At 75.6% G+C, this 25564-nt stretch carries 26 protein-coding genes and 1 pseudogene; 5 read left to right on the forward strand and 22 right to left on the reverse strand.

The genetic code is table 11. The features are described from left to right. Positions 1 to 171 precede the first annotated feature (171 nt). The 12 genes from WHI96_RS13530 to ddaH all read right to left on the reverse strand — a co-directional run bounded on the left by WHI96_RS13530 (position 172) and on the right by ddaH (position 10840). The gene (locus WHI96_RS13530; RefSeq protein ID WP_010241351.1) at positions 172 to 273 is read right to left on the reverse strand and encodes a 30S ribosomal protein bS22; all 102 of its coding nucleotides are present in this window, start codon (positions 271 to 273) and stop codon (positions 172 to 174) included. A 211-nt stretch (positions 274 to 484) separates the two neighbouring features. Continuing rightward, positions 485 to 697 carry a helix-turn-helix domain-containing protein gene (locus WHI96_RS13535; RefSeq protein ID WP_345640400.1) on the reverse strand — a complete coding sequence of 71 codons (213 nt, stop codon included), beginning with the start codon at positions 695 to 697 and terminating at the stop codon, positions 485 to 487. 186 nt (positions 698 to 883) lie between these two features. After that, positions 884 to 1684 carry a pyrroline-5-carboxylate reductase gene (gene proC, locus WHI96_RS13540; protein ID WP_345640397.1) on the reverse strand — a complete coding sequence of 267 codons (801 nt, stop codon included), beginning with the start codon at positions 1682 to 1684 and terminating at the stop codon, positions 884 to 886. A gap of 20 nt (positions 1685 to 1704) precedes the next feature. Continuing rightward, positions 1705 to 2550, reverse strand: coding sequence for a thioesterase family protein (locus tag WHI96_RS13545; protein ID WP_345640393.1), 846 nt, complete (start codon positions 2548 to 2550; stop codon positions 1705 to 1707). A 9-nt stretch (positions 2551 to 2559) separates the two neighbouring features. Then, positions 2560 to 3414: a sugar phosphate isomerase/epimerase family protein gene (locus WHI96_RS13550; RefSeq protein WP_345640390.1), complete on the reverse strand. Its 855-nt coding sequence runs from the start codon at positions 3412 to 3414 to the stop codon at positions 2560 to 2562. Positions 3415 to 3446: 32 nt separating this feature from the next. Next, a complete protein-coding gene (locus WHI96_RS13555) occupies positions 3447 to 4898 on the reverse strand; it encodes an Rv0497 family membrane protein (RefSeq protein ID WP_345640387.1) in 1452 nt (483 codons plus the stop codon). Further along, positions 4898 to 5905 (reverse strand): Ppx/GppA family phosphatase, encoded by a 1008-nt coding sequence (locus tag WHI96_RS13560; RefSeq protein WP_345640384.1) that lies wholly within the window; start codon positions 5903 to 5905, stop codon positions 4898 to 4900. The genes WHI96_RS13555 and WHI96_RS13560 overlap by 1 nt, the downstream gene beginning before the upstream one ends. A gap of 46 nt (positions 5906 to 5951) precedes the next feature. Next, on the reverse strand, positions 5952 to 6641 hold the full coding sequence (locus WHI96_RS13565; RefSeq protein ID WP_062398072.1) for a response regulator: 690 nt from the start codon (positions 6639 to 6641) through the stop codon (positions 5952 to 5954). A 1-nt stretch (position 6642) separates the two neighbouring features. Continuing rightward, positions 6643 to 7905, reverse strand: a complete 1263-nt coding sequence (locus tag WHI96_RS13570) for a sensor histidine kinase (RefSeq protein WP_345640379.1) — start codon at positions 7903 to 7905, stop codon at positions 6643 to 6645. A 165-nt stretch (positions 7906 to 8070) separates the two neighbouring features. After that, positions 8071 to 8805, reverse strand: coding sequence for a phosphoglyceromutase (locus tag WHI96_RS13575; protein ID WP_345640376.1), 735 nt, complete (start codon positions 8803 to 8805; stop codon positions 8071 to 8073). 17 nt (positions 8806 to 8822) lie between these two features. Then, entirely contained in the window at positions 8823 to 10043 is a 1221-nt protein-coding gene (rocD, locus tag WHI96_RS13580; RefSeq protein ID WP_425571501.1) for an ornithine--oxo-acid transaminase, read from the reverse strand. Further along, entirely contained in the window at positions 10040 to 10840 is an 801-nt protein-coding gene (gene ddaH, locus WHI96_RS13585; protein ID WP_345640373.1) for a dimethylargininase, read from the reverse strand. Before ddaH ends, rocD begins: the two co-directional genes overlap by 4 nt. A gap of 122 nt (positions 10841 to 10962) precedes the next feature. Here ddaH and WHI96_RS13590 point away from each other — a divergent pair, with 122 nt between their 5' ends. Beyond that, complete coding sequence (locus WHI96_RS13590; RefSeq protein WP_345640492.1) at positions 10963 to 11394, forward strand: Lrp/AsnC family transcriptional regulator; 432 nt, start codon at positions 10963 to 10965, stop codon at positions 11392 to 11394. A 57-nt stretch (positions 11395 to 11451) separates the two neighbouring features. Then, complete coding sequence (locus tag WHI96_RS13595) at positions 11452 to 11961, forward strand: VOC family protein (RefSeq protein ID WP_100878790.1); 510 nt, start codon at positions 11452 to 11454, stop codon at positions 11959 to 11961. A 7-nt stretch (positions 11962 to 11968) separates the two neighbouring features. Here the strand turns inward: WHI96_RS13595 and WHI96_RS13600 are convergent, their stop codons facing one another. Together WHI96_RS13600 and WHI96_RS13605 are read right to left on the reverse strand one after the other, a co-directional pair. Further along, a complete protein-coding gene (locus WHI96_RS13600; protein WP_345640370.1) occupies positions 11969 to 12733 on the reverse strand; it encodes a GntR family transcriptional regulator in 765 nt (254 codons plus the stop codon). 46 nt (positions 12734 to 12779) lie between these two features. Continuing rightward, positions 12780 to 14110 (reverse strand): annotated as a pseudogene (locus WHI96_RS13605) (amino acid permease). Positions 14111 to 14304: 194 nt separating this feature from the next. Between WHI96_RS13605 and WHI96_RS13615 the strand changes: the two are divergent. Then, the gene (locus tag WHI96_RS13615) at positions 14305 to 14937 is read left to right on the forward strand and encodes a TenA family protein (RefSeq protein ID WP_345640368.1); all 633 of its coding nucleotides are present in this window, start codon (positions 14305 to 14307) and stop codon (positions 14935 to 14937) included. Here WHI96_RS13615 and WHI96_RS13620 read toward each other — a convergent pair. Continuing rightward, positions 14925 to 15359, reverse strand: a complete 435-nt coding sequence (locus WHI96_RS13620; protein WP_208818914.1) for a thioesterase, FlK family — start codon at positions 15357 to 15359, stop codon at positions 14925 to 14927. The two genes, WHI96_RS13615 and WHI96_RS13620, sit on opposite strands and share 13 nt — an antisense overlap. A gap of 82 nt (positions 15360 to 15441) precedes the next feature. Here WHI96_RS13620 and WHI96_RS13625 point away from each other — a divergent pair, with 82 nt between their 5' ends. Next, entirely contained in the window at positions 15442 to 16401 is a 960-nt protein-coding gene (locus WHI96_RS13625) for an FAD-dependent oxidoreductase (protein WP_345640358.1), read from the forward strand. Positions 16402 to 16405: 4 nt separating this feature from the next. Here WHI96_RS13625 and WHI96_RS13630 read toward each other — a convergent pair whose 3' ends face one another. Next, positions 16406 to 16849 carry a VOC family protein gene (locus WHI96_RS13630; protein WP_345640355.1) on the reverse strand — a complete coding sequence of 148 codons (444 nt, stop codon included), beginning with the start codon at positions 16847 to 16849 and terminating at the stop codon, positions 16406 to 16408. Positions 16850 to 16962: 113 nt separating this feature from the next. On the opposite strand from WHI96_RS13630, the gene WHI96_RS13635 reads away from it, so the two are divergent. Then, a complete protein-coding gene (locus WHI96_RS13635; RefSeq protein WP_345640351.1) occupies positions 16963 to 17949 on the forward strand; it encodes a helix-turn-helix domain-containing protein in 987 nt (328 codons plus the stop codon). A gap of 28 nt (positions 17950 to 17977) precedes the next feature. Here the strand turns inward: WHI96_RS13635 and WHI96_RS13640 are convergent, their stop codons facing one another. From WHI96_RS13640 to WHI96_RS13665, 6 genes are all read right to left on the reverse strand, one after another. Beyond that, positions 17978 to 18247, reverse strand: coding sequence for a hypothetical protein (locus WHI96_RS13640; RefSeq protein WP_345640348.1), 270 nt, complete (start codon positions 18245 to 18247; stop codon positions 17978 to 17980). 148 nt (positions 18248 to 18395) lie between these two features. Beyond that, positions 18396 to 19973 carry an AMP-binding protein gene (locus tag WHI96_RS13645; protein WP_345640345.1) on the reverse strand — a complete coding sequence of 526 codons (1578 nt, stop codon included), beginning with the start codon at positions 19971 to 19973 and terminating at the stop codon, positions 18396 to 18398. Positions 19974 to 20095: 122 nt separating this feature from the next. Beyond that, positions 20096 to 20575, reverse strand: a complete 480-nt coding sequence (locus WHI96_RS13650) for a type III secretion system chaperone family protein (protein WP_226353960.1) — start codon at positions 20573 to 20575, stop codon at positions 20096 to 20098. Next, on the reverse strand, positions 20572 to 21846 hold the full coding sequence (gene mshA / locus WHI96_RS13655; RefSeq protein WP_345640338.1) for a D-inositol-3-phosphate glycosyltransferase: 1275 nt from the start codon (positions 21844 to 21846) through the stop codon (positions 20572 to 20574). The genes WHI96_RS13650 and mshA overlap by 4 nt, the downstream gene beginning before the upstream one ends. Next, positions 21843 to 24716: a sacsin N-terminal ATP-binding-like domain-containing protein gene (locus WHI96_RS13660; protein WP_432422461.1), complete on the reverse strand. Its 2874-nt coding sequence runs from the start codon at positions 24714 to 24716 to the stop codon at positions 21843 to 21845. Before WHI96_RS13660 ends, mshA begins: the two co-directional genes overlap by 4 nt. Further along, positions 24713 to 25546, reverse strand: a complete 834-nt coding sequence (locus WHI96_RS13665; protein WP_345640331.1) for a DUF3027 domain-containing protein — start codon at positions 25544 to 25546, stop codon at positions 24713 to 24715. The genes WHI96_RS13660 and WHI96_RS13665 overlap by 4 nt, the downstream gene beginning before the upstream one ends. Between the last annotated feature and the right edge of the window lie 18 nt (positions 25547 to 25564).

The raw sequence follows: 25564 nt of genomic DNA on the forward strand, positions 1-25564 counted from the left end.
GCTCCGTTCACCGGGTGCTGACGCGAGATCGTGCCGATCGTAGTCCCGCCCCGTCACACCGGGCAGGTACGCGGACACGTGAGGTGCGCGACGCGTCCGTCCGGGGGGCGGACCGCCACAACGACACCGGCCGCGCACCCGCGGGGAGCGGGGGCGCGGCCGGTGCGCGAGTCACTTGCCGAGCTTGCGGCGCTGCACCCGGGTCTTGCGCAGCAGCTTGCGGTGCTTCTTCTTCGACATCCGCTTGCGGCGCTTCTTGATGACCGAGCCCATGTGGGTGCTCCTCCTGTGTCGACGCAGATCGTCAGCGACCGCTCCACCGGGTGACCTCGGAGTGGGCCGCCCGCACGATCCGTGTACGTGGACACGAGGCGCGGGCCGGGCGACGCCCGCCGGAGCGGGGCGACGACGCGATGCGACCGGTGGGGGTCGGCAGCCGGTTGCCCAGTCTACCCGGGCGTACCGGCCTTCACCCCACCGGGGATCAGCCCGCGTCGAAGTAGGCGTTGCGCAGGTAGTCCTCGACCGCGCGCTGCGGCACGCGGAACGAGCGACCGACCCGCGCGGCGGGCAGCTCGCCGGAGTGGACGAGCCGGTACACGGTCATCTTCGAGACGCGCATCATCGACGCGACCTCGGCCACCGTCAGGAACTGGACCTGGGACGACCGCAGGGGCTCGGGACGTTCCGCCACCATGGGGCACCGCCTTCCTCCCCCGAGACGGGTTCCCCGGTTCGCCCGGTGGTGGGGGATGCAGGTGCAGTCTACCGGGGCGGATGTGACGATCGGTCCGCCAGAGGGGGGCCCGATCGTGCTACAGGACGGCGCGTCCGTGTGACTTTGCGTCATACGATGAGCTGAACGAGGTACCGGCGGCCCGGGTCAGCCGCGACCCAGCGCCACCGAGCGGTCGTGCGCCGCGGTGACCGCGTCGGCCAGGGCCGCGCGCAGCCCGTGCCGCTCCAGCTCGCGCAGGGCGGCGGCCGTCGTGCCGGCCGGCGAGGTGACGTCCTCCCGCAGCACCGCGGGGTGCTCGCCCGTCTCGCGCAGCATCCGCGCGGCGCCGAGCGCGGTCTGCACGGTCAGCTCGGTCGCGTCCGGGCGGGTCAGGCCCAGCCCGACGCCCGCCTCGATCATCGCCTCGGCGACGAGGAAGAAGTACGCGGGCCCGGAGCCGGACAGCGCGGTCGCGGCGTCCTGCTTCGCCTCGTCCAGGCGCAGCACCGCGCCGACGGTGGACAGCAGCGCCTCGGTCTCGTCGAGGTGCGCGGGGGTCGCGTGCGCGCCCGGGGAGATCGCGCACATCGCCGCGCCGAGCAGCATCGGGGTGTTCGGCATGACCCGCACGACCGGCGTGCCGTCGGGCAGGGCGCCCTCGAACAGCGAGGTCGGCAGGCCCGCGCACAGCGACACGACGAGCGCGCCCGGCTCCAGCGCCCCGGCGACCTCGCCGAGCAGCGTGACGACGTCCTGCGGCTTGACGGCGACGACGACCGTCCCGGCCCCGCGCACCGCCTCGTCGACCGGGGCCGCGGTGACCCCCAGCGACGCGGTCAGCTCCTGCGCCCGCGCCGGGTACCGCTCGGCCACCACCAGGTCACCGGCGTCCCGCCCGGCCGCCAGCAGCCCGCCGAGCAGCGCCTCGCCGATCCGTCCCCCGCCCAGTACCGCGATCCTCGTCATGGGGGCAGCGTAGGAACCCCTCAGCGGGCCAGCGGGGCCAGGGCGAGCTGGCGGGCCTGGCAGACGGTGCGGCCGCGCGCGTCGACGACGGTCACGTCCTCGTCGAACTGCGCGCTCGCCACGCCGCCACCGGCGGGCGGGCTCGACACCGCACGCGAGCGGGACCCGACCCGCAGCCAGCCCGGGGCGGGGCGGGCCCGCAGCAGCGCGGTGAGCTGCACCGTCGGCGCCCAGCCGAACGTCCCGCCGAGGTTGAACACGGTCGGGGGCAGGATGTCGCCGGCCATCAGCGCGAACAGCACGTCCGGCTCCTCGCCGCGCGGGCGGACCCAGCCGGTCATCTCCGGCGGCCCGGTCTCGCCGCGCAGGAACGGCAGCGCGCCGCGTGGGTAGCGCAGCTCGCAGGCGGCGGCGAGGCCGCGGGCGCCGCCCTCGGCCGATGCCGGGTCGAGCGCGTCCGGGTCCGGTTCGACGGCGAGCGCGGAGCCGTCGTCCAGCCGCGGGGCCCCGGTCGGCAGCACGCCGGCGGTGACGGTGGAGTGCAGCATGAGCCTGCCCTCCTGGTGCAGCCGCACGGCGACCGTGGACACCGTCCGCCCGATCTTGAGCGGGTCGGTCGTGATCTCGACCGGGCCCAGGTCGGGCGCGCGCAGGAAGTCCACGGCGACGGCCAGCGGGTCGGGCGCGGGGGCGTCGTCGGCCGCGAGCCGGGTCAGCCCGGACTTGGCCATGAGCACCATCAGCAGGCCGCCGAAGGCCTTGTCCCCGATCGCCCAGGTCTCGTCGAGCCGGGCGCGGAACCGGCCGTCCCCGAGGGTCTCGATCACGTGCGAGTCGGCGAACGGCCGGACCGTCGTACTGCTCATACGGGCATGTTACCCACGGGTAGGAGCGACGGCGGACATCGTCGGTGTGAGGTGCAGCCGGGCGAACAGCAGTGACTCGGCGAGCAGCGCGGTGCGCTCCTGCCGGGTCCGGCAGCGCCGGGTCGACACCTCCAGGACGACGGTGCCGCCGTCCTCGGCGAACCGGGAGTCGGCCAGGCGCTGGCACACCTCGGCGCACGGCTGCGCCCCGCGGCCGGGGACCAGGTGCTCGTCGCGCGGGGCACCGGAGCCGTCGGTGAGGTGCAGGTGGGTGAGCCGGTCCCCCATCCGCTCGGCGAGGTCGAGCGCGTCGACGCCGGCCGCGGCGGTGTGCGACAGGTCCAGGGTGTACGCGCCGAACCCGATGCCCGTCGGGTCGTGGCCCAGCGCGTAGGGCACGGTGCTGATCCCGCCGCGGGTCACCGGGAACATGTTCTCCACCGGCAGCGTGACGTCGTGGACCTCGTGGGCGCGGGCGACCTCGTCGGCGAAGACGTCGGCGTAGCGGCGCTGCCAGCGGAACGGCGGGTGCACCACCACGGTGCGCGCGCCCAGCCGGGCGGCGACCTCGACGGTGCGCCGCAGCCGGTGCACCGGGTCGGCACCCCAGACCCGCTGGGTGACGGCCAGGCAGGGTGCGTGGACCGCGAGGATCGGCACCCCGTGGCGGTGCACCAGGCGCTCGACCGCGCGCGGGTCCTGGCTGACCGGGTCGGTCCAGATCATGAGTTCGACGCCGTCATAGCCCAGCTCACCGGCGATCTCGAACCCGGCGGCGACGCCCTCCGGGTAGACCGAGGCCGTGGACAGCGCGACGGGGGCCGACCCGGTCAGGTCGGCGGTGGTCAGACGCGACGGTGCCACGAATAGTGGACTCGTCGCACCGTCGCCCATCGTTACCGGTCCACCAACACCAACATGGCCGGGGACACGGTCAACAGCAGTCCGACGAGCACCGCGAACAACGTGGTCTTCAGGTCGTCCTGGCGCAGCAGGGCCCGCACACCGAGCACGAGACCGATGGTGACCGCGACCGCGACACCGATCGCGACGACCGGCAGCGAGGTCCACAGGTAGCGGAACAGCACCCAGATCGCCGCACCGGCGACGGCTCCGCCGATCCACTGGGCGATGACGACCGCCCAGGCCTGGCCGGTCCCGGCCGCACCGGCCGGGGTGTCGCCGTCGAGGCCCGCGGGCGGCTGCGCACCGCCGTCGGTGACGGCGCCGCGGCGCCCGAAGCGGCGACGCGGGGGCTCGTCCTCCTCGGCGGCGCCGGCGGCGAGCTCGCCGTGGTCCTCGTAGTCGTCGTAGCCCTCGTCCTGCGGGCGCTCGGGGGCGAGCACACCGGTGCGGCCGCCGTCGGAGGAGCCGGGCCCGTCCTCGGACCCGGCGGGGCCGTGGCGGTCGTCGTGGCGGGGGTCGTAGCCCGGGTCCTCGTAGCCCCGGTCGTCGCGGCCCCGGTCGTCGTAGCCCTGCCGGTCGTCGTCGGCGTACGGGTCGTAGGCACCGGTCGGCGGGCCCGCGTCGGCCGGATGCGGACGGGGGCCGTCGTGCTCGTCGTCCAGCGGCGGGGCGCCGAACTGGGTGGGCGGGCCGCCGTCGTCGTCGGTCGCGGGGGCCGGGCGGCGGGCGCCGAGCCTGCTGGTGGGGATCTCGTCGGGGACGTCGTCGGCCGCACCGGGCGGGCCGTACGTACCGGCCGGACGCGGGCCGTCGCCGCGGGGGCCCCAGGCCTGGGTGGCGGGGCCGTCGTCGTGGCCGTAGGGACGGCCGTTCGGCGGGCCCTGCGGCTCGGGCGGCAGCGGCCGGGCCTGCGGGGCCGGGCCGGGACCGGCGGACCACTGCCCGGGGGGCGGGCCCTGCGGCCTGCTGGGCGGGGCACCGTTCGGGGCGCCGCCGAAGGCCGTGGTCCCGTGGGGCGCGCCGCCGTTCGGGCCGCCGCCGTTCGGGGCGCCGCCGTTCGGGGCGCCGCCGTGGGGAGCACCGCCGTTCGGGGCGTTGCCGTTCGGCACGAACGGTTCCGGTGCGCGCCCGGCCGGCCCCTCGGAGGGGTCGGGGCGGCGCGCGGGCGGGAACGAGGGGTGCTCGGTGGGGGGCGGACCGTCGCCGCCGCGCGGGGCGAACCCGCCCGCGCCCTCGGGCGGGCGGACACGGTCGCCGGCCGCCGGGCGTCGCGGCGGGGCCGCCACGTCGGTCCGCGCGGGTGCCGCGGACGACGGGGCGCCGGGCCCCTCGTCGTCCTCCGCGGCGCGACGACGGCGGCGTCGTCCGGGCTGCTGGCCGCCGTTGGCGGCCAGGAGCTCCGCGACCGTCCGCTGGCGAGGCTCTCCGCTGTCCACACTCATCACGACCACCGTGCCCTGTGTGTTGTCAAGGGTCCAAGCCCGCCCGGGGATGTCTGCGCCGAGCGGTCGTCCCCGTTCGTCCCATCGAGCATGTCGAAGCGCCGGAGGATCACTCCCTCGCGCAACGCCCACGGACAGATCTCGAGTTCGGTCACGCCGAGGGCGTCCATCGCGGCCTGCGCGACGACCGCCCCGGCGACGAGCTGGTGCGCCCGGCTGGCGCTCACGCCGTCGAGCTGGGCGAGGTCGGGACCCGACATCCGGGTGATGAACGCCGACAGCTGGCGCAGGCCCTGCGCGGTCAGCGTGCGGCGGGCGCCCGGCCCGGCGCTGGACGGCGCGGCACCGGCGAGCCGGGCCAGCGTCCGGAAGGTCTTGGAGGTGCCGACGGCCCGGTCCGGGCGCCCCGCAGCACGCAGCCGTCCGGCGACGGGGGCGATCTCGTCGCGGACGCGCTCGGTCAGCGCGGCGACCTCCGCCCGCGACGGCGGGTCGGAGGTGAACGCCTCGCGGGTCAGCCGGCCCGCACCCAGCGGCACCGACGCGGCGACGTCGGGGGTCTCGTCGCGCCCGACGGCCAGCTCCAGCGAGCCGCCGCCGATGTCGAGCACGAGCAGGCGCCCGGCCGACCAGCCGCACCAGCGGCGGACGGCGAGGAAGGTCCAGCGGGCCTCGTCCTCGCCGGGCAGGACCTCCAGCGCCACCCCGGTCTCGCGCTGCACCCGGGCGAGGACCTCGGCGGAGTTCGTCGCGTCGCGCAGCGCGGACGTGGCGAACGCCAGGAGGTCGTCGCAGCCGGCGGCCCGGGCGGTGTCCCGGGCCCGGTGCACGCTCTCCAGCAGCGCCTTCACGCCGTCGCGGCCCAGCGCTCCCCTGCGGTCGAGGTGCTCGGCCAGGCGCAGCTGGTCCTTCTCCGACGACATGGGCTTCGGGTGAGCACCGCGGTGGGCGTCCACCACCAGGAGGTGAACGGTGTTGGACCCCACGTCGAGAACGGCCAGGCGCACCCGATCAGGTTACCGAGCCGTTATCGACCGTCGGGCAACCCCTGGCTCACACGTCGAACTTGTAGCCGAGCCCGCGCACCGTGACCAGGTGCTTGGGCGTCGAGGGGTCGCCCTCGACCTTGGACCGCAGCCGCTTGACGTGCACGTCGAGGGTCTTGGTGTCGCCGACGTAGTCCGCGCCCCACACCCGGTCGATCAGCTGGGCGCGGGTGAGCACCCGCCCGACGTTGCGCAGCAGGTACTCCAGCAGGTCGAACTCCTTGAGCGGGAGCGCGACCTCGTCGCCGTTGACCGACACGACGTGCCGCTCGACGTCCATCCGCACCGGGCCGGCCTCCAGCACACCGGTGCCGCCCTCGGTCTCGCCGCCGGTCTCACCGCCGCGGCGCAGCACCGCGCGGACGCGGGCGATGAGCTCGCGTGCCGAGTAGGGCTTGGTGACGTAGTCGTCGGCGCCGAGCTCCAGCCCGACGACCTTGTCGATCTCGCTGTCGCGGGCGGTCACCATGATCACCGGCACGGCGGAGCGGGAGCGCAGCGCCTTGCAGACGTCGGTGCCGCTCATGCCGGGCAGCATCAGGTCCAGCAGCACGATGTCGGCGCCGTTGCGGTCGAACTCGCTCAGCGCGTCGTTGCCGTTGGCCGCGACGGCGGTGGTGAACCCCTCCTTGCGCAGCATGAACGCGAGCGGGTCGGCGAAGGACTCCTCGTCCTCGACGATCAGCACCCTGGTCATCTCATCCTCCGGTTCCGGCGGTCTGGGGGGAGCTGCCGGCGGCAGCCTCACCGTGGGGGGCGCCGCCGATGCCCATCCGGGCGGGCAGGCGCATGGTGAAGGTCGATCCGGTGCCGGGGCGGCTCCACAGCCGCACCTCGCCACCGTGGTTGGCGCAGACGTGCTTGACGATCGCCAGGCCGAGACCGGTGCCGCCGGTGGCCCGCGAGCGGGCCGGGTCGACCCGGAAGAAGCGCTCGAAGACCCGCTGCTGGTGCTCGGGGGCGATGCCGATGCCGCGGTCGGTCACGGCGATCTCGATCGAGCCGTCGACCGCGCGTCGGCTCACCGACACCGACGAGTCCGCCGCGGAGTAGGCGATCGCGTTCTCCAGGAGGTTCGTCAGCGCGGTGACGAGCAGCGTGCGGTCGCCGTCGACGACCAGCCCCGAGGTCTCGTCGGCGGTGATCTCGACGGCGTGCGACTCGGCGGAGATGCGGCTGCGGGTCAGCGCCTCGGAGACGACCTCGTCGACGTCGACGGCGGCCAGCGCGGGCAGCCGTTCGGCGCCGGTCAGCCGGGACAGCGCGATCAGCTCCGAGACCAGGTTCCCCATCCGGGTCGCCTCGCGCAGCAGCTTGTCGCCGAACCGGCGGACCTCGCGGACGGCCTCCGGATCGGGCTCCCCGCCGCCGGCGGGCTCCAGGCCGTCGAGGCTGTCGAGCAGGGCCTCGGCCAGCAGCGCGACCGCGCCGACCGGGGTCTTGAGCTCGTGCGAGACGTTGGCGACGAAGTCGCGCCGGGTCGCCTCCAGCCGGGCCACCTCGGAGGTGTCGACGGCCTCGACCAGCGCGAACCCGTCGCCGAGGGAGCGGACCCTGGCCTGCACCGCGACCGGGCGGCGGGGCGTGCGGTCCAGCGGTGAGAGGTCGACGGTGTAGTCGCCGGAGCCGAGCAGCCGGTCCCCGCCCTGCACCCGCCGGCAGGCGGCCAGTGCGCGCGGATCGAGCCGCTCGCCGGTGACGGCGCCGAGCGCGGCGGCCCGCGGGTTGTGCAGGAGCACCTCGCCCCCGGCCCCGACGACGGCGAGCCCGGAGCTCGACTGGCGGAACGTGCGGTGCAGCAGCTCGCCGAGGGTGGGTCCGTCGGCGGCCACGGGGTCCGCCGGGGGGCGGCCGGTGCCGGGGCTGGGCCGGCCGTGCGACGGCCGTCGCGCCAGTGCCGCCCCGGCGGTGAGACCGAGGAGCAGGGCGAGGGCCGAGATCAGCCACGCGAGCGTGGTCACGGCTGCATGGTAGGCAGCCGGGGGTACCCCCTGACCAGCGCCGGACACCGGATGGTGACGCCCGCGACCCCTTCGCGCGACACTGTTCGGTCCCCGTTCACCGTGGGTTCAGCGAACCCCGTCCGTCCCCCCGGCGCTCCCGGCGCCGGAGGGCGCGGCGACGGGTCAGCGACCCTGGTTCGCCACTCCGGCGATGGCCTCCTGCGCCGCGGCCGGGTCGAGGTAGCGCCCGCCCGGGTTCGTCGGCGTCAGGTCGTCGTCGAGGTCGTAGACCAGCGGGATGCCGGTGGGGATGTTGAGGCCGGCGATGTCGGCGTCGGAGATCCCGTCGAGGTACTTCACCAGCGCGCGCAGCGAGTTGCCGTGCGCGGCGAGCAGCACGACCTTCCCGTCGCGCAGGTCCGGCACCACGGCCTCGGTCCAGTACGGCAGGAACCGGTCGACGACATCGGCCAGGCACTCGGTCAGCGGGGCGTCGACGCCGGCGTAGCGCGGGTCGGCGTCCTGCGAGAACTCCGAGCCCTTCTCGATCGCGGGCGGCGGGGTGTCGTAGGAGCGGCGCCAGAGCATGAACTGCTCCTCGCCGTACTGCTCCAGGGTCTGCTTCTTGTCCTTGCCCTGCAGCGCGCCGTAGTGGCGCTCGTTGAGGCGCCAGTCGCGCCTGACCGGGATCCAGTGCCGGTCGGCGGCGTCGAGGGCGATGTTCGCGGTGGAGATGGCGCGGCGCAGCAGCGAGGTGTGCACGACGTCGGGCGCGACGCCCGCCTCGGCCAGCAGCTCGCCGCCCCGGCGGGCCTCCGCCTCGCCCTGGGAGGAGAGCGGCACGTCCACCCAGCCGGTGAACAGGTTCTTCGCGTTCCAGTCGCTCTGACCGTGACGCAGCAGTACGAGGGTCGGCATGGCGGACAGCCTGCCACCTATCCCCGGGAAAGGTCCCCGAGCGCGGCCCCGAACGTGTCCACCAGCACGTCCACCTCGTCGTGGGTGACCACCAGCGGCGGGGACAGCCGCACGGTCACGCCGTGGGTCTCCTTGGCCAGCACCCCGCGCCGGGCGAGTGCGACGCACACGTCGCGGCCGGTGCCGATCCGCGGGTCGACGTCGACGCCGGACCACAGCCCCACCCCGCGCACGGCGGTGAGCCCGGGCAGCGCGCGCAGCCGCGCGTCGAGGTGCGCGCCGAGCTCGCGGGCCCGCGCCTGGTACTCCCCCGTCGCCAGCAGCGCGCACACCGCGGACCCGACGGCGGCGGCGAGCGGGTTGCCGCCGAAGGTGGAGCCGTGCTCGCCGGGGCGCAGCACGCCCAGCACGTCGCGCCGCCCGACGACGGCGCTGACCGGCACGATCCCACCGCCGAGCGCCTTGCCGAGGGTGTAGAGGTCGGCGCGCACCCCCGACAGGTCGGTGCACAGCGTGGCCCCGGCCCGGCCGAGCCCGGACTGGATCTCGTCGCAGACCAGCAGCACGCCCCGCCGCTCGGTGAGCGCGCGGACCGCGCGCAGGTAACCGGGTGGCGGCACGAGCACCCCGGCCTCCCCCTGGACCGGTTCGAGCAGCACCGCGACGGTGTCGTCGGTGAGCGCGGCGGCCAGCGCGTCGGCGTCGCCGTAGGGGACGCGGTCGAAGCCGGGGGTGAACGGGCCGAAGTCGTCGCGGGCGACCGGGTCGTCGGAGAAGGAGACCACCGTCGTCGTGCGGCCGTGGAAGTTCCCCCCGGCGACGACGATCCGCGCCGTCCCCGGCCGCACGCCCTTCACCCGGTACCCCCAGGCGCGGGCGACCTTCACCGCGGACTCGACGGCCTCCGCGCCGGTGTTCATCGGCAGGACGGCCTCGGTGCCGGTCAGCGCGGCGAGGTCGCGCTGGAACGCCGGCAGCCGGTCGTTGTGGAACGCCCGCGCGGTCAGGGTGAGCGTGTCGAGCTGGGCGTGCGCGGCCGCGGTGAGCGCGGGGTGGCGGTGCCCGAAGTTGAGCGCGGAGTAGCCCGCCAGCGCGTCGAGGTAGCGGACGCCGTCGACGTCGGTGACCCAGGCGCCGTCGCCGTGGGACAGCACGACCGGCAACGGCGCGTAGTTCCGTACGCCGAACTCCTCGGCGAGGGCGATCTGCGGGTCGGTGCCCGGGACCACGGCGGTCACGACCGCAGCTCCAGCGTGGCGCACTTGATCCCGCCGCCGCCCCGGCGCAGCTCCGAGGTGTCGACGCCGACGGTGCCGAACCCGCGCTCGGCCAGGTCGGCGGCGAACTTCTCGGCCTGGGGCGCGTGGACGACGGTGCGCCCGTCGGAGAAGCAGTTCAGGCCCAGCACCGCCGCGTCGTCGTCGGAGACGACCACCGCGTCCGGGAAGCGGAACCGCAGCACCTCCTGGGAGGCGTCGTCGAACGCGCCGGGCAGGTAGGCGACCGCGCCCGGCCCGCCGGCCGGGTCGAGCACCGCGAACGCGGTGTCGAGGTGGTAGTAACGCGGGTCGACCAGCTGCAGGGACACGACCTCGCGGCCGAACACCTCCGCGGCCTCGGCGTGCCCGCGCGGGTCGGTGCGGAACCCGGTGCCGGCGTAGACGGTGTCGCCGACGAGCAGCAGGTCGCCCTCGCCCTCGTTGACGTGGCGGGCCTCGTGCACGGCGAACCCGGCGGCCCGGAACCACGCGCCGTACGCAGGCCCCTCGGCGGCGCGCTCGGTGTGCCGGAACCGGGCGGTGAGCGCGGTCCCGTCGATCACGGTGCCGCCGTTGGCGGCGTAGACCATGTCCGGGTACCCGGGCAGCGGGTCGACGAGCCGGACGTCGAACCCGAGGTCGCGGTAGACCGCGTGCAGGGTCTCCCACTGCGCCAGCGCGAGCCGGGTGTCGGTCGCCTGCTCCGGACGCATCCAGGGGTTGATCCGGTAGCTCACCGTGAAGTGCTCGGGGCGGCACATCAGCACAGAGGTCATGGGCACAGCATGGCGCGCCTACCCCGTGCGTTTCTCGGCTTCGGGCGCACGATCTGCGCGTGCCGTCCCGGTTCGGCGCTGGTTCCGCGCGCTCCGGTCTAGCATCCGGCGTCGTGGACGGGATCGACGCGATCGACCGCAGACTGCTGGACCTCCTCCGGGTCGACGGGCGGGCCGGCTGGGCCGAGCTGGGCGAGCGGGTGGGCCTGTCGGCGTCGGCGGTGCGACGCCGGGTGGACCGGCTGACCACCCGCGGCGTGGTGCGGGGCTTCACCGTGCAGGTGGACCCCGACGTCGAGCAGGGCCCGGGCGTGGAGGCCTACGTCGAGCTGTTCTGCCGCGGCACGGTGGCCCCGGCCGAGCTGCAGCGGATGCTGTCGGCGGTGCCCGAGGTCGTCACGGCGGGGACGGTCACCGGGGAGGCCGACGCACTGGTCCTGCTGCGCTCGCGCGACGTGCGGTCCCTGGAGGACGCTCTGGAGCGGCTGCGGCTCGCGGCCAACGTCGACCACACCCGCTCGGCCGTGGTCCTGACCTGGCTGGTGACTCGTTGAACTCTCACGGGACACCGCGTACCGTAGTCGATTGAGAGTTCAACCAAAGGAGCAGCCGTGCCCGTCCAGCGACTCAACCACGCCGTCCTCTACGTCCGCGACGTCCCGCGCAGCGTCGGCTTCTACCGCGACACCCTCGGCTTCCGCCCGGTCGTCGAGCTCCCGGGCGGGCGCGGCGCGTTCCTGCAGGCCGAGGGCTCGACCAACGACCACGACCTCGCCCTGTTCGGGATCGGCGCGCAGGCCGGGGCCTCGCAGGCGGGCCGCGGGACCGTCGGGCTCTACCACCTGGCGTGGGAGGTCGACACGCTCGGCGAGCTCGCCCGGATCGGCGAGCGGCTGCAGGCGGCCGGGGCGCTGGTCGGCGCCTCCGACCACGGCACGACCAAGGCGCTCTACGCGAAGGACCCCGACGGTCTGGAGTTCGAGGTGTGCTGGCTGGTCCCGGCGGCCCTGATCGACGGCGACGACCACGACATGCGCATCGAGCCGCTCGACATCGCGGCCGAGATCGCCCGCTACGGCGCGGACACCCGCGGCGGGATCGGCGTCTCGGTCCCGGCCTGAGCCCGTCTCAGCCGGGCTCGTTGAGGTCCACCCGGTAACCCGAGCGGGACGAGAACCGGGCGGTGACCGAGAACCGGTCGCCGCGGACCAGGGTGTGCCGCCACTCCACGGGGCGCCCGGCGGACAGGCCGAGCCGCTCGATCGACAGGGCGGCGACGCCCTCGTCGATGCCGAGCAGCTCCCGCTCGCCGCGCCCGGGCAGCACGGCCCGGATGTTCTCCATGCCGCCGTCGACGCGGATCCCGCAGCGGCGCCGGTACTCGGGGTAGATGCCGGTGTGGGTGAAGTCGACGTCGAGCAGCGGCGCCGCCAGCTCCTCGGGCAGCCACACCCGGTCGACGGCGAGCGGCTCGGCGTCGGCGAGACGCAGCCGCTCCAGGTGTACCAGCGGCGTGGACTCCTCCAGCCCCATCCGGGCCGCGACCACGCCGTCGGCGCGGACCTCGAAGGTCCGCACCACGCTGCGCTGGGTGCGCCCGGCGGACTCGACCGCCACGTAGAGCGAGTACGGCTCGTCGAGCGGCTGCTCGATCTCCGAGCGCACGGTCGGGCGGGCGACCCGCCCCCGCCCGGCGACGACGGCGCCGTCGTCCCGCAGCCGGCGCAGCGCCTCGCGCACGGTGTGCCTGCTGACCCCGTAGTCGGCGGCCAGCGCGAACTCGCCGGGCAGCGCCTCGTCGAACTCGCCGTCGGACAGCCGGCGGCGCAGGTCCGCCAACAGCTGCTGCCACAGCGGCATGGCCCCGTTGCGGACCAGTGCTCGCGCCGTCATCGCCCCACCCCCTCGCGCGTGATCACCGTAGGCGAGCGCCGTGGGGTCACCGCACGGCAGCCCGCGCGCGACGCCGGGTGAGCAGCACGCCGACACCCACGACGCCGGCCGCGATGAGCGCGGTCATGCCCAGCTCGAAGCGCGAGCCCTCGCGGGTGGCCATGTAGACGAGCACCACCGGGATCACGACGATCACCGCCCAGGTGAGCACCGGGTAGCCCCACATCCGCACCGGCATCGCGACGCCGTCGCGCTCCAGCACCCGGCGCATCCGCAGCTGGGACACCGCGATGACCAGGTAGACCAGCAGTGCGATCGCGCCGGAGGTCGCGAGCAGCGCGGCGAAGACCTCCTCCGGGAAGGCGTAGTTCGCGATCACCGCGACGAACCCGACCAGCGTCGACCCGAGCACCGCGAACCGCGGCACGCCCTGCCCGGTGGTCCGGTTGACCAGGTCCGGGGCCTGCCCGCGGCGACCGAGGGAGAACAGCATCCGCGACGCCGTGTACAGCGCCGAGTTCAGGCAGCTGGCGACGGCGACGAGCACCACGACGTCGACGATCAGCTTGGCCGACGGGACGCCCAGCGCCTCCAGGGCCGCCTGGTAGGAGCCGACCTCGGGCAGCCGCGGGTCGTTCCACGGCACGATCGCGACGACGAGCAGGATCGAGGCCAGGTAGAACACCGCGATCCGCCAGATCACCGAGCGGGTGGCCCGGCCGATCCCGCGGGCCGGGTCGCCGGACTCCGCGGCCGCGATCGTGACGATCTCGGTGCCCATGAAACTGAACATCGTCACCAGCACCGCGGCGACCACCGCGCCCGGCCCGTTCGGCAGGAACCCGCCCTCGGACACCAGCCGGGACAGCCCCGACACCGACGAGTCGTCGCCGACGAAGCCGGGCAACAGGCCCAGCACCGCGAGCACCCCGACGACGATGAACGCGATGATCGCGACCACCTTGAGGAGTGCGAACCAGAACTCGAACTCGCCGTAGTTGGCGACGGAGACAGGTTGGTCACCGTCAGCAGCACGGTGACGGCCAGCGCCCAGCCCCACTGCGGCACCCCCGGCAGCCACGAATGGAGGATGACCGCGGCCGCGGTGGCCTCCACCGGGATCACGAGGACCCAGAACCACCAGTACAGCCAGCCGACGGTGAACCCGGCCCACGGCCCGATCGCCCGGTCGGCGTAGGTGGAGAACGAGCCGGAGTCCGGCTGCGCGGCCGCCATCTCGCCGAGCATCCGCATCACCAGCACGACCAGCGTCCCGGCGAAGAGGTAGGCCAGCAGCACCGCGGGGCCCGCGGTGGCGATCGCGCTGCCGGAGCCGATGAACAGCCCGGCGCCGATCACCCCGGCGATGCTGATCATCGTGACGTGCCGGTCGCGCAGCCCCGCCTTCAGCTCGCCACCGGCCTCCGTCCGGTTCGCGGTCTCCGTTATGGCGCCTCCCCTCCTCGGTGCCACAGCCGGCGGCGGCCGGTGCGTTGCGCAATGGTCACCCGGGCGTCGCCCGTTGTCACACCCCGGGCCGCGTCCGGGGGGCTGCGCCTAGCCTGGGCGGCATGGGATTCAGCGTGCAGCTGCGCGAGTCGACGGCCGCGACCTGGGACGCGGCGGTCGGACACCGGTTCGTCGACGAGCTGTGGTACGGCAGCCTGGACCGCGGCGTGCTGCGGCACTACCTGGAGCAGGACCTGCAGTTCGTCGACTCGTTCCTCGCGCTGCTCGGCGCCGCCGTCGCGACGGCCGACCGGCCCGGCCCGCGGGTCCGGCTGGCCCGTCAGCTGGGGCTGGTCGCGGGCCCGGAGAACGACTACTTCGAGCGCTCGCTCGGTGAGCTGGACGGGAACACCGAGCCGGAGCGGACCGCGCCGACCGTCGGGTTCGTCGACCTGATGGACTCCGCGCGCGACGCCGGGTACGCCGAGACGCTGGCCGTGCTGGTCGTCGCCGAGTGGCTGTACCTGGACTGGGCGACACGGCCGGGCGCCACCACCCCCGACGACCGGATCTCCCGTGAGTGGATCGAGCTGCACCGCGGCGTCGAGTTCGAGGAGTGGGTCGCGTTCCTGCGCGACGAGCTCGACCGCGCCGCCGACCGGCTCGACACCGCCCAGCGGGAGCGTGTCGCGGCACTGTTCGTGCGCGCGGTGGATCTGGAGCTGGCGTTCTTCGACGCCGCCTACCCCGGCTGAAGGCCGACGACGGCCTTCACGACCTGGGCCCGGGCGACCACGACGCCGTCGCAGACGGCCGTCACCGCGGTGAACGCGGAGCGGCCGGTGCGCCGGTCGAGCGTTCCGCGGAACGCGACCTCCCGGCCCCGCGGGGCCTGCGCGGGCAGCGTGACCGCGGTGGACACCGACACCGCGTGCTCGGCCTCGGTGAGGTGCGGCAGGACCGCGAGCAGCGCGGCCACCTCCAGCCCGACGGCCAGCGCACCGGCGTGCGCACCGCCCGCGCCGCCGTCGGCGAGCTCGTCGACGGTGAACGCGACCCCGGCGGCCGGGTCGGCGTCGTCGAGCAGCCGGGCGCCCAGCGCGGCCTGCAGCGGGACGGCGAGGACGAGCGCGGCCCGGCGGGCCAGTGCCGGGCCGGTCAGCAGCGGTGCGGTCACGGGCCGAGTGTGCGCCCCGCGGGTGGCCGGGCGTCGACGTCCGGATGACGATCCGGGGCCGGTGGCTGCGAGGATCGCCGGCATGGGAGGCAACCGGCGGGCGGTGGTGGTCGGCGCCGGGATCGCGGGCCTGAGCTGCGCGGTCCGGCTGCGGGAGCGGGGCTGGTCGGTGCGGGTGCTGGCCGACGCACCGGTGGAGGCGTCGACGTCGCACCTGGCCGCGGCCGTGTGGTTCCCGACCCGCGCCGGGCCGCGGGACAAGGTCCTCGACTGGGGCCGGCGCACCTTCACCGAGCTGGCCCGACAGGCCGCCGACGGCGTCCCCGGCGTCGTGATGCGGGAGTCGCTGACCCTCTACCGGACCGAGCCGGAGCCGCAGTGGTGGGCCGACGCCGTCGGCGAGGTCCGCCCGGCCCGGCCCGGCGAGCTGCCACCCGGCTACGCCCACGGCCTGCGTTTCGCCGTGCCGCTGGTCGAGATGCCGGTGCACCTGCCCTGGCTGGCCGCCGAGGCCGGGCGCCTCGGGATCGTCCTGGAACGCCGCCGCGTCACCTCGCTCGACGAGGCCGGCCGGGACGCCGACCTCGTCGTGCACTGCTCCGGGATGGGCGCGCGCACACTGGTCGGTGACACCGCGGTGACCCCGGTGCGGGGACAGATCGTGCGCGTCACCAACCCCGGCCTGACGATGTCGGTCCGCGACGAGGCGCACCCCGGCGGACGCGCGTACGTGCACCCCCGCGCGCACGACTGCGTCCTCGGCGGCACCCTCGACGAGGGCGTCTGGGACGCGACGCCGGACCCGGCCGCCGGCGAGGCGATCCTGCGACGCTGCCGCGACATCGTCCCCGCCCTGGGTGACGCCGAGGTCCTGGAGCACCTCGCGGGCCTGCGCCCGGCCCGCCCGGAGGTGCGGCTGGAGGCCGAGCCCGCCACCGCGACCCGGCCGCGGGTGATCCACGACTACGGGCACGGCGGTTCCGGCATCACCCTGTCCTGGGGCTGCGCCGACGACGTCGCGGACCTCGCCGACGCCCCCTGACCGCTCACACGATGCAGAAGTCGTTGCCCTCCGGGTCGGCCATCCACAGGTGGTCCACATGGGGAGAACCCGGGGACAGGTGCTCCTCGACGACCCGGGCGCCGAGCGCGCACAGCCGACGTGCCTCCGCCGCCAGGCGCTCGCCGCGCAGCTCGGCGGGCAGGTGCCGGCCGCCGGAGACCTGCAGGTCCAGGTGCAGCCGGTTCTTCACCGTGCGCGGCTCGTCGACCCGCAGGAACGAGATCCGCGGGCCCGCACCGTCCGGGTCGCTGATCGCGGCGACGTCGCCCCACTCGTCGGCGGGCACCTCGTGGTGGACCATCCACGCCTCCCAGGTCGCGAACCCGGTCGGCGGAGGGGCCGGGGCGTAGCCGAGCGCGGCGCTCCAGAACTCCGCGAGCAGGCGTGCGTCGGCACAGTCGACGGTGATCGTCCAGGGGGTCGCCATGTGTGGAGGCTACGGCCGGGGCCCGGCCGTTCCGCGGTGACGCGGGTCGCGCCGACGCCCGGTCACGGGGTAGCTTTCCGCATCCGATCACCCGGTGCACCGGTGGAGGGCGAGTGAACGGACAACCGCCCGGCAACGGAGTGCGACGCCTGAGCCTCCGCATGGGGTCGGCGGCCGACGTCGAACGGTTCGCCGCGGAGTTCTACGCGGGCGCGGTCGTGCGGCCGATGGGCGACGGCCGCGACTTCGAGGTGGGGAACGAGACCCTCGCCGCCCCGGGGTTCTCGCTGAGCGACCTGTGGGTGACCGCCGAGATCGACGCGACGGTGGACCCGGTCGAGAACGACTTCATGATCGACCTGGTGCAGGGCGGACGCATGCGCATGGACACCGAGGCGTACGGCACCGTGCTGCTGCAGCCCGGCGACGTCGGCGTGCTCCCGCCCGAGGGCCGCTTCCGGGACCTCGCCGAGGACATCGACCTCGACGTCGTCGCCCTCGACGCGGCGGCCCTGACCCGCTGGGCCGGGCAGGTGCACGGCGTCGTGGTCGACCGGGTGCGGCTGTCCGGGATCACCCCGCTGAGCGGGGCGCACGCGCAGCGCTGGGCCGCGACCGTGGTGCACGTGCGCGACCGGGTGCTCGGCAACCCGATGCTGCTGGACGGGTCCGTCGCGGTCGACGAGGCGTTCGGGCTGCTGGCGTCGCGGTTCCTGGAGACGTTCCCGAACACCGTGCTCGACGAGGTCGCCCGGCGCGGCCGGCCCCGCACCCCGGCCCTGCCCGCCCGGCTGGTCCGCCGCGTCACCGAGCACCTGCGCGCCCACGCGCACCGTCCCGTCGACCCCGCGGAGCTGGCCCGGCTGACCGGGGGCCCGGCCCGCGCCGCGGTCGCCGGGCTGCGCCGGGCCGGGACCGACCCGGGCGCCGTGCTGTGGCGGGCCCGGCTCGACGGCGTGCGCGCCGACCTCCGCGCCTCCGGCGACGCGACCTCGGTCGGCCGCATCGCGGGCCGGTGGGGCTTCGTGCGCCCGGGCGGGTTCCGCGTGGCCTACACGCGCGCCTTCGGCGAGACCCCCGAGCAGACCGCGGGCCGCTGACCCGCACCCGCCCCGTCGCACCCGCCCGTCACCCCGAGAACGACGTGCCGGCCTGGGTCAGGTGGACCGGCACGTAGGTGCCGGTGCCCGTCCGGTGCGTCTCGGCGTAGTCGGCCCGCCGGCACAGGCGGAGGTTGCCCGCGCTGTGCTCGCCGGTGAACAGCGCGACCGTCGTCACGGCGTCGCCGAGCCGGCACCACGCGACGCGAGCAGTCCGACCCGAGGCCTGCCCCTGCCGGTCCGGCGCGACGACCAGGCGGTCCACCCGGGCGACGTCGTCGCACACCTCGACCCGCACGCGGCGAGGAGCCGGCCGCGGTCGTCCCGGACGCCCCGGGCCGTCACCGAGGCACGGCCGAGCCCCTCCCCGTGGACCGCGGATCCGTGCCGGCAGCTCGGGTGCGGGGCCGGGAAGGGTGCCGACGACGGAACGGCCGCTCAGAGCGTCAGGCCTTCTCGTTCTCCCGGGCCCGCAGGTCCTTGCGCAGGATCTTGCCCGAGGCCGACTTCGGGATCTGCTCGATGAACTCGACCACGCGCACCTTCTTGTGCGGCGCGACCTTCTCGGCGACGAAGCTCATGACGTCGTCCTCGGTCAGGTCCGCACCCGCGGCCTGCTTCACCACGAACGCCTTCGGGACCTCCTCGCCGTCGGCGTCCTTGACCCCGATGACCGCGGTGTCGGCGATCTTGTCGTGGGTCAGCAGCAGCGCCTCCAGCTCGGCCGGCGGCACCTGGTAGCCCTTGTACTTGATGAGCTCCTTGACCCGGTCGACGATCGAGTAGACGCCCTCGTCGTCGACGACGGCGATGTCACCGGTGTGCAGGAAGCCGTCGGCGTCCTTGGTGGCGTCGGTGGCGTCGGTGTTGTTCAGGTACCCGACCATCACGTTCGGGCCCTTCACCCACAGCTCGCCGCGCTCGCCGACGCCGACCTCCTGGCCGGACTCCGGGTCGACCAGCTTGCACTCGATGTTCGGCAGCGCGAAGCCCGACGAGTTCAGGTCGAGGTCGCCGCGGTCGTCGGGCATGCAGTGGCTGACCGGGGACAGCTCGGTCATGCCGTAGCCCTGCAGCACGGTGCAGTCCAGCCGCGTGGCGACGGCGCGGCCGAGCTCCCCGTCCAGCGGGGCGGCCCCGGAGAAGATCGTCGTCACGCAGGACAGGTCGAACTTGTCGACGATCGGGTGCTTGGCCAGCGCGACGGCGACCGGCGGGGCGATGTAGAGGCGGTCGACCTGCAGGTCCTGGGTGATGGTCAGGAACTGCTCGAGGTCGAACTTCGGCATGGTGACGACGGTGGCGCGCGCGTGCAGACCCTGGTTCATCATCACGGTCATGCCGTAGATGTGGAAGAACGGCAGGAACGCCATGATCTTGGTCTCGCTGGTCACGTCGCCCATGACCTGGATCTGGAGCAGGTTCGCCACCAGGTTGCGGTGGGTCAGCACCACGCCCTTGGCCAGGCCGGTGGTGCCGGAGGAGTAGGGGAGCACCGCGGTGTCGTCCGCGGAGGTGGTGAGCTCCGGGGCCGGCGCGCCCGAGGAGACGAGGTCGCGCAGCGAGTCGTGGCCCTCGGTGGCGTCGATGGTGAGGACGACGTCGGAGGACAGCCCGGCCTCCTTCGCCCCGGCCACGGCGCGGTCGAGGAACGGCGAGACGGTGATGACCATCTTCGCGCCGGAGTCCTTGAGCTGGTGGGCCAGCTCGCCGCCGGTGTACATCGAGTTCGCGCTGGTCACGATGCCGTTGGCGCGCAGGATGCCGTGGAACAGCGCCGCCCACTGCGGCAGGTTCGGCGCGAACAGCGCGACGACGTCGCCCGTCCCGACACCGCGGGCCGCGAGCCCGCCGGCGATCTTCTCGACCAGGCCGTGGAACTCGGTGTAGGTCAGCTGGTCGCCGGTGGTGCCGTCGACGATCGCCGGCGCGTCCGCCCGGTCGCCGAACCCGTCGGCGAACAGGAACTCGGTGAGCGAGACGTCGGGGATCTCGACGTCCGGGTACGGGCTGCGCAACGACAAGGTTCGCTCCTTCGCGAGGTCCTGCGGGCCGGACGTGACGGACGTCCGGTCGGGGGTTCGCGCCATGCTAGGCGCACCCTCCAGGTGCCGTCCCCGTAGCGCGGTGAAAAGTTACCCGTGGGTCACTGGAAGAGGTGCTCGAACGCCGCCAGGTTCGCGGTCGACTCGCCGTTCTCGCTGCGCCAGGCGTACTCGCGGCGGATGGAGGAGGCGAAGCCCAGCTCCAGGAAGGTGTTGAAGTCGCCGTCGGCGGCCTCCAGCACCGAACCGAGGACACGGTCGAGCTCGTCCGCGGTGACGGCGTGGCGCGCCAGCCGCCCGACGAGGTGGATGTCCCCGACCCGGTCCAGGCAGTAGTGCACGCCGTAGAGCTTGGCGTTGCGCAGCAGCATGAACCGGTAGACGCCCTCGTGGTTCTCATCGGGCCTGCGGCACACGAACGCCTGCACCGCGAGGGTCTGCTCGCGCAGGATCAGCCAGGTCTGGGTCTGGAGCCGGGCCTCGCCGGGGAGGGTGACCAGCCACTGTCCGGGCCCGCGGTGGACGTGCTCGGCGCCGGAGTCGGCCAGCGCGGCCCCGATCCGCTGCTCCAGGTCGCTCATACGTCCCTCCGTCGCCGCGCCGCGAACTCGGTGCGGGCCTCGTCGTAGGCGCCCAGCAGGGCGTCGGTCGTGCGGTCCCAGGAGAAGCGGTGCGCGTGCGTCGCCGCGGTCCGCCCCATCTGCTCGCGACGGCCCGGGTCGAGCGCGAGCTCGCCCAGCGCGTCGGCCCAGTCGGAGATGTCGTGCCCCGTCACGAGCAGCCCGGACCGGCCCTCGGCGACGGCGACCGGCAGCCCGCCCACCCGGGTCGCCACCACCGGCGTCCCGCAGGCCTGGGCCTCCAGCGCGACCAGCCCGAAGGACTCGTTGTGGCTCGGGACGGCGACGACGTCGGCCGCCCGGTAGACGGTCACCAGCTCGTCGCCGGCCCGGGGCGGCAGGAACCGGACGAGGTCGGTGATCCCCAGCTCGGCGGCCAGCTCGTGCAGCGACGTCGGCTCGGCCAGGCCGGACCCGGACGGCCCGCCCGCGACGAGCACGACGAGGCGCTCCCGCAGCTCCGGCGCCCGCGCGACCAGCTCGGCGGCGGCGCGCAGCAGCACGTCGGGGGCCTTGAGCCGCTGGATGCGCCCGACGAACGCCAGCACCACGGCACCGGCGGGCAGGCCCAGCCCGGCGCGGGCCGCGGCCCGGTCCCCGGGCCGGAAGCGGTCGGTGTCCACCCCGGGCGGGATGGTGACGGTGCGGTGCGGGTCGGCGTCGTAGAGGTCCAGCAGCTGCTTGGACTCGATCTCGGTGTTGGCGACCAGCCGGTCGGCCTCGGCGACGACCTGGTCCTCGCCGATCACCCGCACCCGCGGCTCGGGGGTGTCCCCGGCGGCCAGCGCGGCGTTCTTGACCTTGGCCAGGGTGTGCGCGGAGTGCACCAGCGGGACCCCCCAGCGGTCCCGGGCCAGCCACCCGACCTGGCCGGAGAGCCAGTAGTGGGAGTGCACGACGTCGTACCAGCCCGGGTCGTGGCGGGCCTCGGCCCGCAGCACCCCCGCGGTGAAGGCGCACAGCTGGCTCGGCAGGTCGTCCTTGCCGAGGCCCTCGAACGGGCCGGCCGCGACGAACCGGACCGTCGCGCCCGGCTCCAGCTCCACCGTCGGCGGCTGCTCCGACGACGTGGCGCGGGTGAAGATCTCCGCCTCGACGCCGCGGCGGGCCATCCGGATCGCCGTCTGCGCGACGTAGACGTTCATCCCGCCGGCGTCGCCGGTGCCGGGCTGCTCGGTCGGGGAGGTGTGCACCGACAGCACCGCGACCCGTCGGGGCAGTCGCTCACTCACCGGAGCATCCTGACACGGCGCCGGAGCGCCAGCGCAGCCACCAGAGCCCGCAGCGGGTCCGCGGCGTGCCAGTCGTCGCCGCGGCCGGGCCAGGCCGGGACGGTCACCGTCCCGCCGTCGTCGAGGTCGACGACCAGCTCGTCGTGCCGGTGCAGCCGCCCCGGGGGCGCGGTCTCCCCCAGCGCGGCCAGTGCCAGGACGACCTCGGGGTCGGCGGTCCACGGGCCGGGGGTGCCGGTGCCGCGGGCGGTCCCGGCGACCCGGTCCGAGGCCAGCGGCACGTCGAGCAGCTCCGCGAGTGCGGCGGGATCGGGCCCGCCGGGGACGGCGGGCAGCGCGTCCAGCGCGGGCAGCACCCACGGCGCGTCGACGACGACGGCGCGGTCGGTCGGCGCGACCGACCCGGTCACCGTGCGGACCCGGTCCGGCGGGTCGACGTCGTCGAGGTCCACCCGGCCGTCGGCGACGGCCGCGGCGAGCGCGGAGTAGGCGGCCGCGGCCACCTCCCCGGTCACCGTGCGCGCGGGATCGGCCAGCCGGTCGAGCAGCTCGGCGACCTCGTCCGGCCCGTCGACGACGACCCGGTCCCGGACGCCGACGGCGGCGAGCACCGCGTCGTCGACGCCGGGCAGGGCGCCGACCTCGTCGTAGAGCCCGGTCAGCCCGGTCGCCGAGCGCAGCCGCCACGTGCCGGCCAGCCGGCCGTCGAGGCGGACGTGGCGCGACAGCCACCAGGCGGTGTAGCCGGTGAGCAGCGCGGCCCGGGTGTCGCGGTCGCCGGCGAGCACGGCCAGCGCCGCGGGCCAGCGATCGTCGGCGACGAGGTCGAGGTCGCGGACGGCGGGCGGGGGGTCGCCGTCGCCGGGGTAGTGCTCGGCGTCGTGCAGCACGTCGGGGTCGAACGCGACGACCGTGAACCGGTCCAGCACGCCCGCGGCGACCAGGGCGTCGCGGGGAACGTCGGCCCACTCCGGCCCCAGCACGCCGACCGGGGCGTCCGGGTCGAGCAGGTCCCGGACGGCGGCGTCGGGCAGGACCAGCTCGTCCGCGCGGGCGGGGCGGCCGTCGTCGTCGGTGAGGGCGAGGGCGCCGAACCGCGGGTCCGGCGCGGCGGTCGTGTCCAGCAGGGCGAGGACGGCGCGGGCCAGCGGCACGGTGTCCAGGCCCGCCTCGGCGTCGTCGGCGGACCGCTCGACGGCCGCGTGCAGCGCGGGCGCGTCGAGCAGGGTGTCGCGGTCGGCGTCGGCGGCGCCGAGGCGGCGCAGCAGCGGGTGGACGGCGTCGGGGTGGGCGATCCGCAGCTCGGGCAGCACCGCCGCGCCGGTCGGGTCGCCCCCGACGGGCAGCAGCACCGAGGCGGGCCCGGGCACCGGGCGACCGTCGACGAGCGGGACGGGCAGCGCGCCCAGCTCGGCGGCCAGACCCGGGACGGTGTCGACGGCCGGGGCGAGCGCGGCGTACAGCGCGCGCCACCAGCCCGGGGCCGCGTCGACGCCGGTGAGCCGCTCGGCCAGCGCGGCCGCGCCGACCGGGTCCACCCCGAGCCCCGCCGGCGGGACGACCCCGGAGGCGACGAGCCGGGAGAACGCCGGGTCGGCCTCCGCGAGCAGCTCCGGCAGGCCGTCGCCCGGGACGTCGAGCCACTCCGCCCGCTCCGGCGCGAGCAGCCCCGCGTCGCCGCACGAACGGGCCGTTCGTGCGGACCCGTCGGACGAGGGGTCCGTTCGTGCGGTGCCGGTGGGGGGTGCGGCGGCGGGCAGCCAGGGGGTGCGGGCGAGGGTCGCGGAGAGGGCGTCGCGCAGGCGCCCGTCCAGCGGGGAGCGCGGGAAGCCCGGCCCGGGCACGAGCGCGGTCCGCCGGACGGGGTCGACCCGCCGGACGAGGTCGGCGTAGGCGGCCGCGGCCACGTCGACCAGCACGTCGACGCCCGGGTCGCCGGCGCGGATCCGGCGCCGGTCCGGGTCCAGCGGGAACGGTGCGACCAGCCGGGCGGGCAGCGACAGCTGCTCGGCACTGCGGGTGGGGGCGTGCAGGACCTCGCCGTCGTCGGGTCCGTACGGGGCGGGCCGGTCGCCGTGCAACGGCAGCGCCCAGCGGACACCCGCCTCCCCGGTGACCAGCAGGTACCCGGCGTCGCCGATGCGGACCCGGCCGTCGCCGAGGTCGGTGCGGGCGACGGTCACCGCGCCCGCCGTCACCGACTCCAGCCCCGGCAGGGCCAGCAGCAGGTCCCCGGCGGTGCGGGCGAGCTCGTCGAGCAGGCCGTGCGGGTCGGTGCCGGGCGCCGGGCGCAGCCGGACCTCGGTGGCGAACCCGGGCGGCGGCGGTTCCTCCTCCGGCGCTGGCCAGGCCAGCCGCAGCACCGGCACCCGGGCGTCGCGGGCCAGCTCGGCGGCCGCGGCACCGCCCAGCCCGGCCACCTCGACCGCGGTCCGGGCCGCGGAGAACGCGACGCCGCCGGCGGCGGTCACCAGGCGGGGCGCGGTGCAGACGGCGAGGACCGCGGCGAACCCGACGCCGAACCGGCCGGTCGCGCCGGCCGCGTCCCGCTTGGCCGAGGCCCGCAGCGCGGCGAGCGCGGCGACCCCGGCGGCGTCGAGCGGGGCACCGGTGTTGGCGACGCGCAGCTCACCGTCCACCACGACGGCCCGGACCCGGCCGGGCAGGTCCGCGGCGAGCGCGGCGTCGGCGGCGTTCTGGAGCAGCTCGGCGACCCAGGTGTCGGCGTACCCGCCGCGGCGCAGGTCGTCCTCGGCGTTGACGTCCTCCCGGAACCGGGTCGGCGACGACGACCAGGCAGCCAGGACCCCGTCCCGCAGCGCCGCCGTGCCGAACGGATCGGTGCCGCCCGCGACGCCGGTCGGGCTCAGGAGCCGACCGGCTCGAGGTCGACGCCGTCGTCGTAGACCAGGGCCGAGACGTGGACCGGGGAGCCGGACGGCTCGGCGACCGAGGAGTGCGCGCCGCAGCCGAAGCCGACGGCGACGACCTGGGCGTCGGCCGGGGAGGAGCCGTTCGCACAGACCCCGAAGACGCCCTGCAGCGACCCGGCGAGCGGCACCAGGAACCCGCAGGTCCCGCAGGACGCGGGCGCGGACCGGGCGAGGTCGGCGGCCGGGCCGCGCTCCCCGTCCTGCCAGCGCTCGGCGGCGGCGGCGCGGCCCTCGAACGACAGCACCCGCTCGCGGCCGAGGCCGACCTCGCGGGCCAGCGCGTCGACGGCCGGGTCCCCGGAGTCGACGTATCCCGGCACCAGGCGGGGGTCGTCGGCCGGGGTGGGCAGCAGGTCGCCGGGCTTGAGGTCACCGGGGCGCACGCGCTGGTCCCACGGCACCCAGTCGGGCGCGACGAGTGCGGTCGAGCCGGGCAGCAGCACCGACTCCGAGACCGTCACCGGCCCGTCACCGGCCGCGGCGGCGACGGTGACCGCCCAGCGCCAGCCGCGGTAGCCGGGCAGGTGCGCGGCGAAGGAGTGGGTGACCGAGCCGTCGTCCTCGACGGTCGTGCCCAGGTGCGCGCCGACGGCGGCCACGGCCGCGTCGTCGCCCAGCTCGTCGGCCGCCTCCTCGACGGCCGCGGCCCGCGCGTCGTCGACCGCGTCGACCAGGTGCGACGGCGCGGGTGTCACCCGGGGCTGCGGCGTCTCCGCCCGCTCGTCACCGGAGTCGCCGACCTCGACACCCACCTCACCAGTGCTCACCTCACCAGTGTGCCACCC

The sequence above is a fragment of the Pseudonocardia tropica genome (genome assembly GCF_040105315.1).
GTDB lineage: Bacteria > Actinomycetota > Actinomycetes > Mycobacteriales > Pseudonocardiaceae > Pseudonocardia > Pseudonocardia alni.